Source organism: Staphylococcus sp. HMSC06C11 (genome assembly GCF_001808345.1).
GTDB lineage: Bacteria > Bacillota > Bacilli > Staphylococcales > Staphylococcaceae > Staphylococcus > Staphylococcus capitis.
This window is the reverse complement of record NZ_KV793048.1, coordinates 21050-34815: the sequence shown is the minus strand read 5'-3', so window position 1 is coordinate 34815 and position 13766 is coordinate 21050. Positions and strand designations below refer to the sequence as shown.

Genomic DNA, 13766 nt, shown 5'->3' with positions numbered 1-13766 from the left:
TTTATAGATTTTAAATTACTCTACAATTCTGTTCACTTTAAAATATTTAGTCATTTAAAAATAAAAAAACGCTCCCTCTCACAACAATTGTAAGGGGGAGCGTATCTAGTTAATACACGTGTCCTAATTAAAGGAGCCCGAATAAAATTCTATCATCTTTTAATTAAAAATAAAAGTCCCACTTTAAAGTTCAGAAAATAAGAATTAGTCGTTGAAGTCTTCCTCATCTTCAAATTCTTCTTCTTCCTCTTCAGCAATATCATCATCGTCATCTTCTTCAATCACGATATCTGAATCATTGATTTCTTCTTCTACTTCTTCGTCTTCTGGATCATTTAAAGTTTCTTGATCATCAGTTTCAGCAGGAATATCATCGTCCTCATCAATGTCATCTTCACCTAATAATTTAAGGTTTTGATCTTCTTCATCATCGTCATCAAGAATATCAAATTTTTGAATTGTAGGTGCAATCTTTTCTTCAATATCGTCAACAGAGTACCAATCGCGAAGCCCCCATTGATTTTCGCCGACATTTAAGAAACGACCATCTGTATTAAGATCAGTATAGAATTGAACAACACGATTCTCAATATCATCGTACTCATAACCACCTAGAGATTTAAACTCGTCGATAATATCGTATAAATTCATTGTTGTTTGTTTATCATTTAATAAAGTGTAAGCCATATCGATAAATGACTTCTCATCAACCATTTCTTTTGTGTAATCTTGAATTTTCATTAAAATACTTCCTTTCAAAGGATTTTTCTCTTATTTAAACGTCAAATTTTCATTAATTAATAGTAACAAAAATAAATTATAAATGACAACTACTGATTTAGCAATCACTACTCGTAGTTCAATTGATGTAAACTTTCAGTTGATAGACTAGTAGTTGATATACTTTTCAAATAGAACATAGTCTTCAGCTTCTTCAATAACCACAAAATTACTATTATCACATAAAGGTTTTAATTCATTATTCTCTCCATATAACGTTATAGCCAAAACCTTGATATCATCAAAATGTTTACGAATATAAGTTGGCAATTGTCTTAGAGCACTTTCCGCTATACCTTCGTTACGATGCTCTTTATTAACTTCTATTGCTGAAATTCTCATTCTATCTTCAATCTGTTCAATAGCAATAAATCCAACTTTTTCATTATCTTTAAGTAAATTAATTACATGAATATTAGCCTCATTTGAAGTTTCGCTTTCAACTAAGCGAAGTGAAGAAACATGTTTAGAATCTAAGTCTAAATAATAGAGTCGTTCTTTACCAATAGGGCCTTCCTCTTTAGTAGCAGTGTGCATAAAGCCAGCGCGTTCATAAACGTTCCACGCTCCTTTATTTTCAGCATCAACTACTAGATACAAATGATTAAAATCTGGGAATAATTCTTGCACATATTGAGGTAAGAACATCATCATCTTCGTTCCATAACCATGACCTTGATATTTCTCATTTACTGATAGAGATCGAACATAAACGACATTTTCAGGTGTATCATAGCCTTCATGTTGATAATATTGATGTAAGACAAAGAATCCCACCACTTGTCCCTCTTGATTCATTGCAATATTGGCTACTCTGTTTTCATCATTTAAAGCATCATCCAAAACTGTTTTAGGTAATGAGGAATAAATCTGCTGTCTCTCACTTAATTTAAATTCATTCACTGCTTCACGATACTTTTCTTCAAACACTTGGACTGTAATACCTTCAAATTCTTTTTTGATAAACATTTATTTAATCCCCTATTCGTTAATTACAACTTCTATTATATATGAAATAAATATTGATTACTATTTAGCTCAATTTTCTTTTTGAAAATTTATCTTACAATAGCATTACCCTATTAAGAAATTAAACAACCTTAAATATAAATTTATTTAAATAATGCTTGTTTTTCAGAGATTTTAATATACTATAGTGAGTGACATATTTTTAATGTGGAGTGAGAGTCTAATGAAGGTAGGTATTGATGCCGGAGGTACATTAATAAAGATAGTTCAAGAACAAGGTAATGAACGCTTTTATCGAACAGAACTTACAACAAATATTGATAAAGTCATTGACTGGCTAAATAATGAAGACATTGAGTCGCTTAACTTAACTGGTGGTAATGCTGGCGTCATTGCTGAGCATATCAAAATTTCAGCACAAAGCTATGTTGAATTTGATGCATCGTCCAGAGGGTTGCGTATATTGTTAGAAGAACAAGGTCATCATATTGATACTTACATATTTGCTAATGTTGGTACAGGGACTTCATTGCACTATTTTAATGGTCAGGATCAACAACGTGTGGGTGGTGTAGGTACCGGTGGCGGTATGATTCAAGGGTTAGGTTACTTGTTATCAAATATTACTGACTATACAGAGCTTACTAATTTAGCACAAAAAGGCGACCGGGATTCTATTGATTTAAAAGTCAAACATATATACAAAGACAGCGAACCACCTATTTCAGGAGATTTAACTGCTGCAAACTTTGGGAATGTGTTACATCACCTAGATAACAATTTTTCTTCCGCAGATAAGCTTTCATCTGTGATTGGTGTAGTTGGTGAAGTCATTACAACAATGGCTATTACCTTAGCCCGTGAGTATCAAACCGAAAATGTAGTATATATAGGTTCATCATTTAATAATAATAATTTACTACGTGAAGTAATTGAAAATTATACAGTATTGAGAGGTTTTAAACCTTATTATATTGAAAATGGTGCATTTTCAGGTGCACTAGGTGCTTTACATTTGTAAATAATAAAACAACGGTAGTGAATTAAAGGAAAATAATTTTTTTAAAATTAATTTCCCATTCACTACCGTTGTCATTATTTAATAAGTTAAAAAGTTATTTCGTTAGATAATTTTTGTGCAGATACAACTGTGCCCACGACTCCAGGTTTTAAGTCAATAGCTACTGCTTTATCATCATCACGTAACTTATCTAACCACTCTCCAAAAACTTTACCTTCAATTTCGATAATTTCACATTCCTCAAAATCTTCATCTCGTACCTTAGACGCACGATTTTTAATACTCCAAACCGGCATAATATGAGGTTTTTGATGTTCATCATCACTAATCATGACAAAGTTTTTTTCATTTTTATTAGTTAAACCATAAACTTCATCGTATTTAGCTACATCTTTAACAAATTCTTTAATTCTGATGTCATCAAGTTCTGACATCAACTCATCAGTCATTTTAATAACATCCACTAATTGTCCATTTTCTTCATTATTAACATTAACTAAGATTTCATCACCTTCATCAAATAAATCATCTAATTCATATGTGACGAATCTGTCAATATCAGCTCGAACAACCTTATCATAATCTATAGAATGTTGAGATAAATATGATTCAGCCATAGCTTCATCTGTCCACATAGCAATATAAGATTGTTCTTTTTGATTTAACCTTACTAACTTCTTATTTTTTGAAGCAAAATAAATATATTCGTTTATTAAAATATCCTTGAAAAATGCTTCATATTTGTACGACATGTCAAACCCTCAATTCATTAGTTATTCGTATAGTGTGTCAATTTAAATGTTAAACGACTAATAATTGATAGTCAATCGTGTACAATTAATAATATTATTTCGTTATAGCCTGTAATTAAATCTGGTTATTTCTGAAAATTTCGAAAATATAAATTTTACTAAAGATCTATTTGCATTTGTCGAGTATGACTTATAAACCTAATTCTTTAATAAACTCATTTTCATGCTGAATAATTTCTTTTTTACTTGAACCGTGCCATATACATCCAAATCGAGAATTCACTTTATCTTTGCCATACCAATCGCCATCATAATATGAAAGTGGATAAAGAACACCCTTCTTGATATATTTAATGATTGTATTATAAAAATGTGTATTATCACCGTTAGAAAAATAACTATAAAATTTATGATATCCTTTTGCTAAATCCTTTGCGAGCAACAACATACTTGTTGAACCATTTTGTCTAAAATTCAAATCAATTGCAAAGACGTCATTATTTTTATCTACTAACAAATCAAATCCAGCAACCCCAAAGAATCCTTTACTTACGCCTATCTCCATAATTTCTTTGCCGGCATCAATGACATGCTGAGGTACATCATTAACATTTTCATTCCCGTTATAAAAACCATACTCATTCGTTAGTTGTTGGGCTGTACCTAAATATTTAATTCCCAAATCAGGAGCATAAGCATATTGAACGCAGTAGTTATTAACCGCTTCAATTTTTTGTTCAATTATTAAATAATCTGTAGCTTCAGTGGCTTCTTTAATGCGAATTTTAGCTTGTTCTAAATCTTGATCATTGTAGCAAATCATTACACCATAGCCACCTGCTGTAGGTAAGTCATCTCCGGGTTTAATTACGAATGGATAAGACCAAGACTTAATTCGAGTTTCAAATTCTTCTATAGGTACAATCTCTCTATCAGGTAAATATTTGTTGTTCGTCCATTCAGGTATCCTTGATTTATTATTTAAAGCAACAAATATGTCTTTATTAAGTGCATAATACTCTTTCTCTAAAATATCTTCATCATGTATATATTGAAAATAAATTTTCTTACCATCTTTATGAGCTAAAGTTTGTAATAATTCTTCATATGTCTCTTTATTATTAAACTTGTAAATGTGAGTTGGAATTTGCTTTCCTACTAATTTAAATAGGTATGCTAATTTCTCAGTAACACTTGCTTCATGCACAATAACTGGAAAGCGATTAGCGATGAGTAATTCTCTTCCAGTTAAAAAATTAGATTGATGTTCATCAGGTTTTAACCATGGATTAGAGATATATGAAGGTCTAGATGTATAAACCACATCATCATTGTATAAATCACTTAAAGTCAACATCGGACCATTTACTTTTTCATTCATTATTTAACATGCCCCTTTATATGAGTATGTTCTTCAACAATTTCATTGAATAACTTCTCATTTTCAATTAATTCTAAGCCCATTAAGGCTAAGATTTTAGCTCCTCTTATTAAAGCTTGATCACCATGAACACTTGCAGCCGCTTCTCTGAAACGATGTGTATGCCCTACAAGATTACGTGAACCGATTTTAATATGAGGATGAATAGTTGGAACTATGTGACTCACGTTACCCGTATCTGTTGAACCATAACCGAAGTCATCATTAATGACTTTCTCTCCCATTTCTTCAGCATACTTTTCAAATAAGTCATCTAATTTAGGCGATTTGATAAATTCATTTACACCGTTTTGAATGGGACCAAATTCATAATCACAACCTGTTTGAATGGCTGCCCCACGCGCAATTTCCTTTACCTTTTCTGTTAATACATCTAGTTCTTTACGAGATGTAGCTCTGGTATAAAAACGAGCATGTGTATAATCAGGTATAATATTTGCAGCTTTCCCACCATCTAATATAACGCCATGTACACGTTGTCCCTTTTTTATATGTTGCCTTAACTGTGCAACACCATTGAAATAAGAAATCATGGCATCAAGGGCATTAAGTGCTTCGTCTGCATTTTCAGAAGCATGAGCACTTCGTCCATAGAATTGAATATCTAATACATCCACTGCCAGAGTGTTGATGGTACGATATGTTTCATTACCTGGATGTACCATGAGCGCAACATCTATATCTTCTATAATGCCTGCTTTAACATAAGACGCTTTAGCAGAACCATTTTCTCCACCTTCTTCAGCCGGACATCCTAGTACAACAACTTTACCACCTATCTCGTCTATAACTTGTTTTAAAGCTGTCCCCCCTAAAACGCTTGCTGTTCCAATAATATTGTGACCACATGCATGTCCTAGTCCAGGTAGTGCATCATATTCTGCTAAGAAACCAATTGTAGGACCTGGTTTATCAGACTCGTATGAGGCAATAAAACCTGTAGCATGTCCAGCAATATCTGTTTCTATTTCGAATTCATGCAATTTTAGAATATCGATTAACGTTCTTGACGCAAATATTTCTTCATTTCCTAGTTCAGGGCGCTCATGTATACGATGACTGATTTCAACATAATCATATTTTTTATTTTCTATAAAATCTAATATCTCTTGTTTTGCACTCATTGTACCTAACTCCCTTGAAAACCTTACTAGCCTAATTCAGTTTATACTTTATTCATACTCATTATTTAATGACTATTACTCAAAACTATTACTTAAAGATGAGGAAAGATAACTAACTTTTTTCTAACATACACTAGCTTTTTTCACTTTCCTCAATTTAATTATTACTTATTCTATCGGAATAAATAATTGTTGTCATTACTTTTTAACATATATACACAATTTTCTTACAATTCAAACGCTAATTGCTTTGCTACTTTTTTCAAAATTGTCATTCACATCGAGGATTGTTACAATCAAATTATTGAAATGAACAATAAATTGCGTAATTGCAATAAGGAGGATACAATCATGCCTAAAATGAACGTTGAAAGTTTTAATTTAGATCATACTAAAGTTGTTGCACCATTTATCCGTTTAGCGGGTACGATGGAAGGATTGAATGGAGATATTATCCATAAATATGACATCCGTTTCAAACAACCTAATAAAGAACATATGGAAATGCCTGGTTTACATTCTTTAGAACACTTAATGGCCGAAAACATTAGAAATCACACTGATAAAGTTGTTGATTTAAGTCCTATGGGTTGCCAAACTGGTTTCTATGTATCATTTATTAATCATGACGATTATGATGATGTTTTAAATATTGTTGAAAAGACATTGAACGATGTCTTAAATGCTACAGAAGTGCCGGCTTGTAATGAGGTGCAATGTGGATGGGCAGCAAGCCATTCATTAGAAGGTGCTAAAGAAATTGCTCAAGCTTTCTTAGATAAACGCGACCAATGGAATGATATTTACGGTACGGGAAAATAAATGAATTTAATATTAAATAAGACTCTAGATTTACTTGCTTATCGCAAGATGATCTAGAGTCTTCCTTTTACTACATAATTATTTATTATTTAGAATTTCAACGATATCTTGAGGTTTACGTCCCAATAAATCTTCCAATAAAGAAGAAGATTTATCAAAATCACCATCAACACTTGCTTCAAAAATATCGACAAACATTTGTTTCATTTCTTCAGATAAGTTAGGTATAAATCCTAAAGTTTCTTTATATTCATCGTTACTAATAATTACTCTTTCGATGCCATCTTGTTTATATTCTTTTGCTATATCTTCCATTGTTAATGTGCGTGATGCTGTTAGCTGAGGGTAACGTTCCTTAAATTGCTCATCTTGTAAAATCTTAACCATACCTTCTGCTAAGTCTTCATGTGTTGTCCAGTTTACCGGACCATCTTTAGGTAATTTAAGTTGATAATCTTGTAATCCACCTAAGAAAAATTGCTGACCATTTGCTGAATAGAAACCGTTTCTAGAAGCAATAAAGTTCAAACCACTTTCTTCTAACATTTGCTCAGTTTTATAATGATCTACCATAGGTTGGAAGTGTGATTGAGGCGCACTTCCAATTTGACTAGTATATAATATACGTTTGACACCAATTTCTTTAGCTGCCTCAATCACGTTTTTATGAGCTTCAACTAGTTCATCACCTTGTCCATTTCCTGAGATAACTAATAATTGATCAGCATTTTCAAAGGCTTGTTTTAAAGTTTCTGGCTTTTTGAAATCGCCCTCCCTTACACTTACACCTTTATCAGCTAAGTCTTGTGCTTTGGAAGCATCTCTCACGCTTACTCCCAATTCATTTGCGGGATATACTTTTAAAGCTTCTTCTACTACAATTCTTCCTAATGTACCCGTTGCACCTGTAATAACTATCATTTACATAAACTCCCTTTTATCTTTTTCATTATTTAATGATGCATGGTTTTTCCCATTAAAAAAAAAATAAAACTACAACTACTTAATAGTAGTTGTAGTTCAATAATGAATTATAATTTCTTAACAATACCCATTAATACAAATTGTAATGGTAATCTTAAATAAAGCGCCCATTTAGGAACTTCTTTATCACCCAATGGTAATTTTTTACGTGCCATATAAATATTTGCAGGGAATACTGCTAATAGGAATAAGTTAATTCCTTTCTTCAACCAACTTGCTGGTCTTTGAATTAATAGCATCATTCCAAAGAAGATTTCAAAAACACCTGTAACTAATACAGCTGTTTTTTGTAAAGGTAAATAATCTGGAACAATATTTCTAAATTGACGTTCATTCGTAAAATGTAATACGCCAGCTGTTCCAAATGCGATTCCTAATAGAAATCTTAAGAATTTCATTTGTGTTCAACTCCCATTTCTTTTAAATAACTTTTACCGTATTCTGGTAATTCTACGTTGAAGTTATCCGCAATTGTAGCACCGATTGAACTAAATGTCGTGTCTTGAGATAGTTCATGATACTGATTAATCTTAGGACTAAACATTAATACTGGTATATATTCGCGTGTATGATCCGTACCATCGGCTATTGGGTCATTTCCGTGATCAGCTGTAATAATCACTAAATCGTCTTCTTGTAAGTGTTCAATTAATTCCGGTAAACGATTATCAAAGTCTTTAATAGCTTGAGCATAGCCTTCTTTATCTCGTCGGTGACCATAAAGCGCATCAAAGTCTACTAAATTTAAGAAACTAATCCCTTTGAAGTCTTTTTGTACTACTTCAATGAGTTTGTCCATACCATCCATATTATTTTTGGTACGAATGGCTTCTGTCACACCTTCACCATCATAAATATCATTAATTTTACCAATAGCAATGACATCGTAATCATTATCTTTTAACGTATTCATCACTGTTATACCAAAAGGTTTCAATGCATAATCATGGCGATTTGATGTACGTGTAAAGTTGCCAGGTTCACCTACATATGGTCTTGCAATAATACGTCCAATTAAATACTTAGGGTCTTTAGTTAATTCACGAACTTTTTCACATATATCATATAATTCATCAAGTGGAATGATATCTTCATGAGCAGCAATTTGAAGTACAGGGTCAGCACTTGTGTAAACAATTAAATCGCCTGTCTTCATTTGATGTTCGCCCCACTCATCGATGATTTGAGTACCTGAAGCGGGACGATTTGCAACAACTTTACGTCCTGTCATCTCTTCAATTCCCTTAACAAGTTCATCTGGGAAACCATTAGGATATACTTTAAATGGTTGCATAATATTTAAACCCATAATTTCCCAATGCCCAGTCATTGTATCTTTACCAACAGAAGCTTCGCTCAATTTTGTATAAAATGCACCTGGTTTTTCAACCTTAGAAACTACTGGTAAAGAATCAATATTTCCTAATCCAAGTCGTTGTAAATTTGGAAGTTCTTGATTAAATCCTTCTAAAGTGTGTTTGAGTGTATGAGAACCCTCATCTTTAAATGCAGCCGCATCTGGACCCTCACCAATACCTACTGAGTCCATAACGATAAGATGGATTCGATTAAACGCTGTAGTCATTCTTTACATCTCCTACTCGGTTATAATTTTGTGAATTAAGGTTGGTGTTTCACCTTTTTCTTCAATTGTAATACTCTCGTCTAATTTGTCTAATATTTCATTAACATTTTCTTTATTGCTATGAATAGTGAGAATATTGTCTCCTTCTTTGACAGAATCCCCAACTTTTTTATTTAGAACAATCCCTACACCTAAATCAATTTTATCATCTTTTGTTTGGCGTCCTGCACCAAGCATCATTGAAGCAACACCGATTTCATTTGCAATCATCTTGGTAATCACGCCATCCTTTTTCGCTTGAAAATGAATTTGATACTTCGCATGAGGCAACTTATCTGGGTCATCAACAATAGACGAATCACCACCTTGGTGACTAATAAAGGTTTTAAATTTCTCTAAAGCTTTACCTGATTGAATAGCTTCCTCAAGCATTTGACGTGCTTCTTCTAATGATTGCGCTTTTTGAGCTAACACTACCATTTGTGAACCTAATGTTAATACAAGTTCCGTTAAATCTTTTGGCCCTTGGCCTTTTAATGTCTCAATCGCTTCTTTTAATTCTAAAGCATTACCAATTGCACGACCCAATGGTTGGCTCATATCAGAAATAATCGCCATAGTATTTCTACCTACATTATTACCTATACTTACCATTGCATGTGCTAATGCTTCTGCTTCCTCTAACGTTTTCATGAAAGCACCGCTCCCGGTTTTAACGTCAAGAACAATTGCATCTGCACCAGCTGCGATTTTTTTACTCATAATTGATGACGCGATTAATGAAATAGAATTAACAGAACCCGTCACATCTCTTAGTGCATATAGTTTTTTATCAGCTGGTGTTAAATTTCCAGATTGACCTATCACAGCAACTTTATTTTCATTAACAAGTTTAATAAAATCTTGTTCACTTATCTCTACATTAAAACCATTTACTGATTCTAATTTATCAATCGTTCCACCAGTATGACCTAAACCACGACCACTCATTTTAGCTACAGGTACACCCAATGACGCTACTAAAGGCGCTAATACTAGTGTTGTCGTATCTCCCACACCACCAGTCGAGTGCTTATCCACTTTTACGCCTTTAATTTGAGATAAATCAATCTTATCTCCTGAATTAACCATTGCCATCGTCATTGCTGCTCTTTCTTCTTGGTTCATATCTTGGAAAAAGATGGCCATAGCTAAACTCGAAGCTTGATAATCAGGGATGTCACCTTTCGTATAACCATTAATAAAAAATTCAATCTCTTCTTCTGTTAGCGCATGTCCGTCACGTTTTTTCTCAATAATATCTATCATTCTCATAAAAATCATTCCCTTAAATGAATCTTTTAATAATCTGAGTTGGAATCAAGACCCTCTATAATTTGGACTCCCGCACTTGCACCAATTCTTGTCGCACCTGCTTCAATCATTTTTTCGAAGTCTTCTAGACTTCTCACTCCTCCAGATGCTTTTACTTCTAAGCGGTTGCCTACAGTATCTTTCATTAATTTGACGTCTTCTGGTGTAGCTCCCCCACCAGCAAATCCTGTAGATGTTTTAACAAAAGTAGCGCCTGCTTTTTCAGCTAATTCACAAGCCTTAACTTTTTCTTCATCAGTTAAAAGTACTGTTTCAATTATCACTTTAACTGTTTTTCCATTAGCAGCTGCGATAACACCCTCAATATCTTTTTGCACTTCATCATAGCGTTGATCTTTTAAAGCCCCAATATTAATAACCATATCTATTTCTGAAGCACCATTTTTAATTGCATTTTCAGTTTCGAAGACCTTTACGTCAGTCGTAGTTGCCCCTAATGGAAATCCGATTACAGTACACACAAGTACATCTGTATCTAGTAATTGTTGACTTGCATAACTAACATGAGTTGGATTAATGCACACTGATTTGAATTGATACTTTTTAGCTTCTTCAAGAATTTTATCAATTTGTTCTCTAGTTGAATCAGGTTTTAGTAAAGTATGATCTATATATTTTGCTACGTTCATTTCCGTTCCTCCATTTTCAAAATATATGTAACTGCTTACTAAGAATGAAACTAGCATACAAATATAAGTCCTGGTATACTTCTGAAGATGACAGAAAAAAGTGTCTAGAAGTCACTAAATTTTAATTTAATTTGTTATACAGCTTCACACTTAGTTAATAATCACATAATATTTACTTACAATTATATAGTACAAAAATTCGCATAAAAGATAAACAAATGTTATCTTATATTGTGATATAAAGCTTTTTAATCTATATTGATAACTTAAATAATAAGGAGAAGATAACTTATGACGAATGGTACACCTCATATTCAACCAAATGGTGTAAAAATTGCTAAAACTGTATTAATGCCAGGTGACCCGCTACGTGCAAAATATATTGCGGATAACTTCTTAGAAAATGTTGAACAATTTAATGAAGTACGCAACATGTTCGGTTATACAGGAACATATAAAGGTAAAGAAATCTCAGTTATGGGGTCAGGAATGGGAATTCCAAGTATTGGTATTTACTCTTATGAGTTATATAATTTCTTTGATGTAGAAACAATTATTCGCGTGGGTTCATGTGGTGCACTTCAAGAGGATGTTAATTTATATGATGTAATTATTGCTCAAGCTGCATCAACAAATTCAAATTATGTAGATCAATTTAATATTCCTGGACATTTTGCGCCGATTGCTGATTTTGACTTAATTACTAAAGCTAAAAAAGCAGCAGACGAAATTGGTGCTACTTCACATGTGGGAAATGTATTATCATCTGATACTTTTTATAATGCAGATGCAACATTTAACGATGCATGGAAGAAAATGGGTATATTAGGAATTGAAATGGAATCAGCAGGTTTATATTTAAATGCCATCAATGCAGGTAAAAAAGCACTTGGCGTCTTCACAGTTAGTGACCATATTTTACGTGATGAAGCTACAAGTGCAGAAGAAAGACAAACATCATTCACTCAAATGATGGAAATTGCACTTGAAATTGCTGAATAAAATATTAAAGGATCAACACTAGTACTTAGTGTTGAAAATAAAAATAGCAGTAAGAAGATTCTAATTGAAATCTTCTTACTGCTATTATTTTTAGCAATTATGTCCAAATTTATTTTTTAGAACGTTGTCTATCAAATTATTTACCTAAATAAGATTGTAACATCCAATTATGTTTATCAACTGAAGTTTGCATGCCAATAAACATATCTTCTGATACATCATCACCTGCATTACCTGCTACTTCTATTGCATGTTCTAATTGTTTAGAAATATTAGTGAAATCATGTGAAAGTTCTTCTACCATTTGTTCAGCTGCATAATTTTTTCCAGCCTCTTTAACAATTGATTTATCTAAGCTTTCAGTTAAAGTACCGATTGGGTTACCACCAATAGCTAAGATTCTTTCTGCTAAATCATCTACATATTGGCTAGCTTCATCATAAAGTTCTTCGAATTTAGTGTGTAATGAGAAGAAGTTTGGTCCTTTTACGTACCAATGGAAATTGTGTAATTTTGTGTATGCTACTGTCCAGTTTGCTACTTGTTGATTTAATTCTTTTACTACATCTTGTTGATTACTCATTTAAAATACACTCCTTAATTAATCAGCTTTCCTTGATTACAATAATTATTATATTATAATAATTCTAATCTGTAAAGCAAAATCACACTTTTATTTATAATTATTTCAAATTGTTGTCGAAATTATGACGATGCTTATTTGCATTGATCAATGAACTCATTACATACAAATTCTAATATTTTCTAATATTGAAAGTTATTTTTACTTTTTGACTTCCACCTATATATTATCAATTAGTAGTCAAAATTATCAATTAAGTTAACTTGATTTTAGCATTATCATCTAAAAAGAATGATTTTTCATATTCAGTAGGCTTATGCCAGTGTGTCTTCCACATTTTGTCTCTATTATTAGCAAATAAATTATAACCTAAATCACGTATTGGTTTCGGCAGTACTCTTAGACCTATACCTAACCATTTTTTATTGTTTGGCAACGAAGTAATAAGCGTAGCAATTGCGTCTGATTTATATTCTAAATGATCACCTTTTTGCAAGATTACACTATTTCTATTTTTGGCTTCGGGGTGTTGATTAAAAAATTGTTCGCCAATCTCACCTTTTATAGTTGCGAACTCATAGCTCTTAGAAAGTCCATTTTGAATAAGCCAAATCGCATAATTATAACAATAAATGCAATTACCGTCATAATATATAATAGGCATATTAAATACCTCCTTTATTAACTCTTACAATTACAT

Annotated in this window: 15 protein-coding genes; 3 read left to right on the top strand and 12 right to left on the bottom strand. The window is 32.4% G+C overall.

The features are described from left to right. Positions 1-204: 204 nt before the first annotated feature. Positions 205-741 carry a DNA-directed RNA polymerase subunit delta gene (gene rpoE, locus HMPREF3154_RS10680; RefSeq protein WP_002435872.1) on the bottom strand — a complete coding sequence of 179 codons (537 nt, stop codon included), beginning with the start codon at positions 739-741 and terminating at the stop codon, positions 205-207. 147 nt (positions 742-888) lie between these two features. Then, positions 889-1749 carry a GNAT family N-acetyltransferase gene (locus tag HMPREF3154_RS10675; RefSeq protein WP_023351346.1) on the bottom strand — a complete coding sequence of 287 codons (861 nt, stop codon included), beginning with the start codon at positions 1747-1749 and terminating at the stop codon, positions 889-891. 223 nt (positions 1750-1972) lie between these two features. On the opposite strand from HMPREF3154_RS10675, the gene coaW reads away from it, so the two are divergent. Next, positions 1973-2770: a type II pantothenate kinase gene (gene coaW / locus HMPREF3154_RS10670; protein ID WP_002435515.1), complete on the top strand. Its 798-nt coding sequence runs from the start codon at positions 1973-1975 to the stop codon at positions 2768-2770. Between the two features lie 86 nt (positions 2771-2856). Here the strand turns inward: coaW and HMPREF3154_RS10665 are convergent, their stop codons facing one another. The 3 genes from HMPREF3154_RS10665 to HMPREF3154_RS10655 form a co-directional block, all read right to left on the bottom strand. Continuing rightward, on the bottom strand, positions 2857-3522 hold the full coding sequence (locus HMPREF3154_RS10665; RefSeq protein ID WP_023351345.1) for a DUF2750 domain-containing protein: 666 nt from the start codon (positions 3520-3522) through the stop codon (positions 2857-2859). A gap of 190 nt (positions 3523-3712) precedes the next feature. After that, positions 3713-4903, bottom strand: a complete 1191-nt coding sequence (locus tag HMPREF3154_RS10660) for an L-aspartate--L-methionine ligase LdmS (RefSeq protein WP_023351344.1) — start codon at positions 4901-4903, stop codon at positions 3713-3715. Next, positions 4903-6087: a M20 family metallopeptidase gene (locus HMPREF3154_RS10655; protein WP_023351343.1), complete on the bottom strand. Its 1185-nt coding sequence runs from the start codon at positions 6085-6087 to the stop codon at positions 4903-4905. Before HMPREF3154_RS10655 ends, HMPREF3154_RS10660 begins: the two co-directional genes overlap by 1 nt. A gap of 351 nt (positions 6088-6438) precedes the next feature. On the opposite strand from HMPREF3154_RS10655, the gene HMPREF3154_RS10650 reads away from it, so the two are divergent. After that, positions 6439-6909, top strand: a complete 471-nt coding sequence (locus tag HMPREF3154_RS10650; protein WP_002435842.1) for an S-ribosylhomocysteine lyase — start codon at positions 6439-6441, stop codon at positions 6907-6909. Positions 6910-6987: 78 nt separating this feature from the next. Here the strand turns inward: HMPREF3154_RS10650 and HMPREF3154_RS10645 are convergent, their stop codons facing one another. The 5 genes from HMPREF3154_RS10645 to deoC all read right to left on the bottom strand — a co-directional run bounded on the left by HMPREF3154_RS10645 (position 6988) and on the right by deoC (position 11481). Next, positions 6988-7830, bottom strand: a complete 843-nt coding sequence (locus HMPREF3154_RS10645) for an NmrA family NAD(P)-binding protein (protein ID WP_023351342.1) — start codon at positions 7828-7830, stop codon at positions 6988-6990. 110 nt (positions 7831-7940) lie between these two features. Next, positions 7941-8291 (bottom strand): DoxX family protein, encoded by a 351-nt coding sequence (locus HMPREF3154_RS10640; RefSeq protein WP_023351341.1) that lies wholly within the window; start codon positions 8289-8291, stop codon positions 7941-7943. Continuing rightward, complete coding sequence (gene deoB / locus HMPREF3154_RS10635) at positions 8288-9478, bottom strand: phosphopentomutase (RefSeq protein WP_023351340.1); 1191 nt, start codon at positions 9476-9478, stop codon at positions 8288-8290. Before deoB ends, HMPREF3154_RS10640 begins: the two co-directional genes overlap by 4 nt. Before the next feature lie 12 nt (positions 9479-9490). Further along, positions 9491-10792, bottom strand: a complete 1302-nt coding sequence (locus HMPREF3154_RS10630; protein WP_023351339.1) for a pyrimidine-nucleoside phosphorylase — start codon at positions 10790-10792, stop codon at positions 9491-9493. A gap of 26 nt (positions 10793-10818) precedes the next feature. After that, positions 10819-11481, bottom strand: a complete 663-nt coding sequence (gene deoC, locus HMPREF3154_RS10625) for a deoxyribose-phosphate aldolase (protein WP_002435874.1) — start codon at positions 11479-11481, stop codon at positions 10819-10821. 291 nt (positions 11482-11772) lie between these two features. On the opposite strand from deoC, the gene deoD reads away from it, so the two are divergent. Then, positions 11773-12483 carry a purine-nucleoside phosphorylase gene (deoD, locus tag HMPREF3154_RS10620; RefSeq protein WP_002453735.1) on the top strand — a complete coding sequence of 237 codons (711 nt, stop codon included), beginning with the start codon at positions 11773-11775 and terminating at the stop codon, positions 12481-12483. Between the two features lie 136 nt (positions 12484-12619). Here the strand turns inward: deoD and HMPREF3154_RS10615 are convergent, their stop codons facing one another. Beyond that, positions 12620-13066, bottom strand: coding sequence for a Dps family protein (locus HMPREF3154_RS10615; protein ID WP_002435760.1), 447 nt, complete (start codon positions 13064-13066; stop codon positions 12620-12622). A gap of 253 nt (positions 13067-13319) precedes the next feature. Beyond that, positions 13320-13730, bottom strand: a complete 411-nt coding sequence (locus tag HMPREF3154_RS10610; protein ID WP_023351338.1) for a thiol-disulfide oxidoreductase DCC family protein — start codon at positions 13728-13730, stop codon at positions 13320-13322. Positions 13731-13766: the final 36 nt, after the last annotated feature.

Coding starts and splice junctions, on each gene's coding strand:
- rpoE (WP_002435872.1), bottom strand. CDS start 741: ATGAAAATTCAAGATTACACAAAAGAAATGGTTGATGAGAAGTCATTT.
- HMPREF3154_RS10675 (WP_023351346.1), bottom strand. CDS start 1,749: ATGTTTATCAAAAAAGAATTTGAAGGTATTACAGTCCAAGTGTTTGAA.
- coaW (WP_002435515.1), top strand. CDS start 1,973: ATGAAGGTAGGTATTGATGCCGGAGGTACATTAATAAAGATAGTTCAA.
- HMPREF3154_RS10665 (WP_023351345.1), bottom strand. CDS start 3,522: ATGTCGTACAAATATGAAGCATTTTTCAAGGATATTTTAATAAACGAA.
- HMPREF3154_RS10660 (WP_023351344.1), bottom strand. CDS start 4,903: ATGAATGAAAAAGTAAATGGTCCGATGTTGACTTTAAGTGATTTATAC.
- HMPREF3154_RS10655 (WP_023351343.1), bottom strand. CDS start 6,087: ATGAGTGCAAAACAAGAGATATTAGATTTTATAGAAAATAAAAAATAT.
- HMPREF3154_RS10650 (WP_002435842.1), top strand. CDS start 6,439: ATGCCTAAAATGAACGTTGAAAGTTTTAATTTAGATCATACTAAAGTT.
- HMPREF3154_RS10645 (WP_023351342.1), bottom strand. CDS start 7,830: ATGATAGTTATTACAGGTGCAACGGGTACATTAGGAAGAATTGTAGTA.
- HMPREF3154_RS10640 (WP_023351341.1), bottom strand. CDS start 8,291: ATGAAATTCTTAAGATTTCTATTAGGAATCGCATTTGGAACAGCTGGC.
- deoB (WP_023351340.1), bottom strand. CDS start 9,478: ATGACTACAGCGTTTAATCGAATCCATCTTATCGTTATGGACTCAGTA.
- HMPREF3154_RS10630 (WP_023351339.1), bottom strand. CDS start 10,792: ATGAGAATGATAGATATTATTGAGAAAAAACGTGACGGACATGCGCTA.
- deoC (WP_002435874.1), bottom strand. CDS start 11,481: ATGAACGTAGCAAAATATATAGATCATACTTTACTAAAACCTGATTCA.
- deoD (WP_002453735.1), top strand. CDS start 11,773: ATGACGAATGGTACACCTCATATTCAACCAAATGGTGTAAAAATTGCT.
- HMPREF3154_RS10615 (WP_002435760.1), bottom strand. CDS start 13,066: ATGAGTAATCAACAAGATGTAGTAAAAGAATTAAATCAACAAGTAGCA.
- HMPREF3154_RS10610 (WP_023351338.1), bottom strand. CDS start 13,730: ATGCCTATTATATATTATGACGGTAATTGCATTTATTGTTATAATTAT.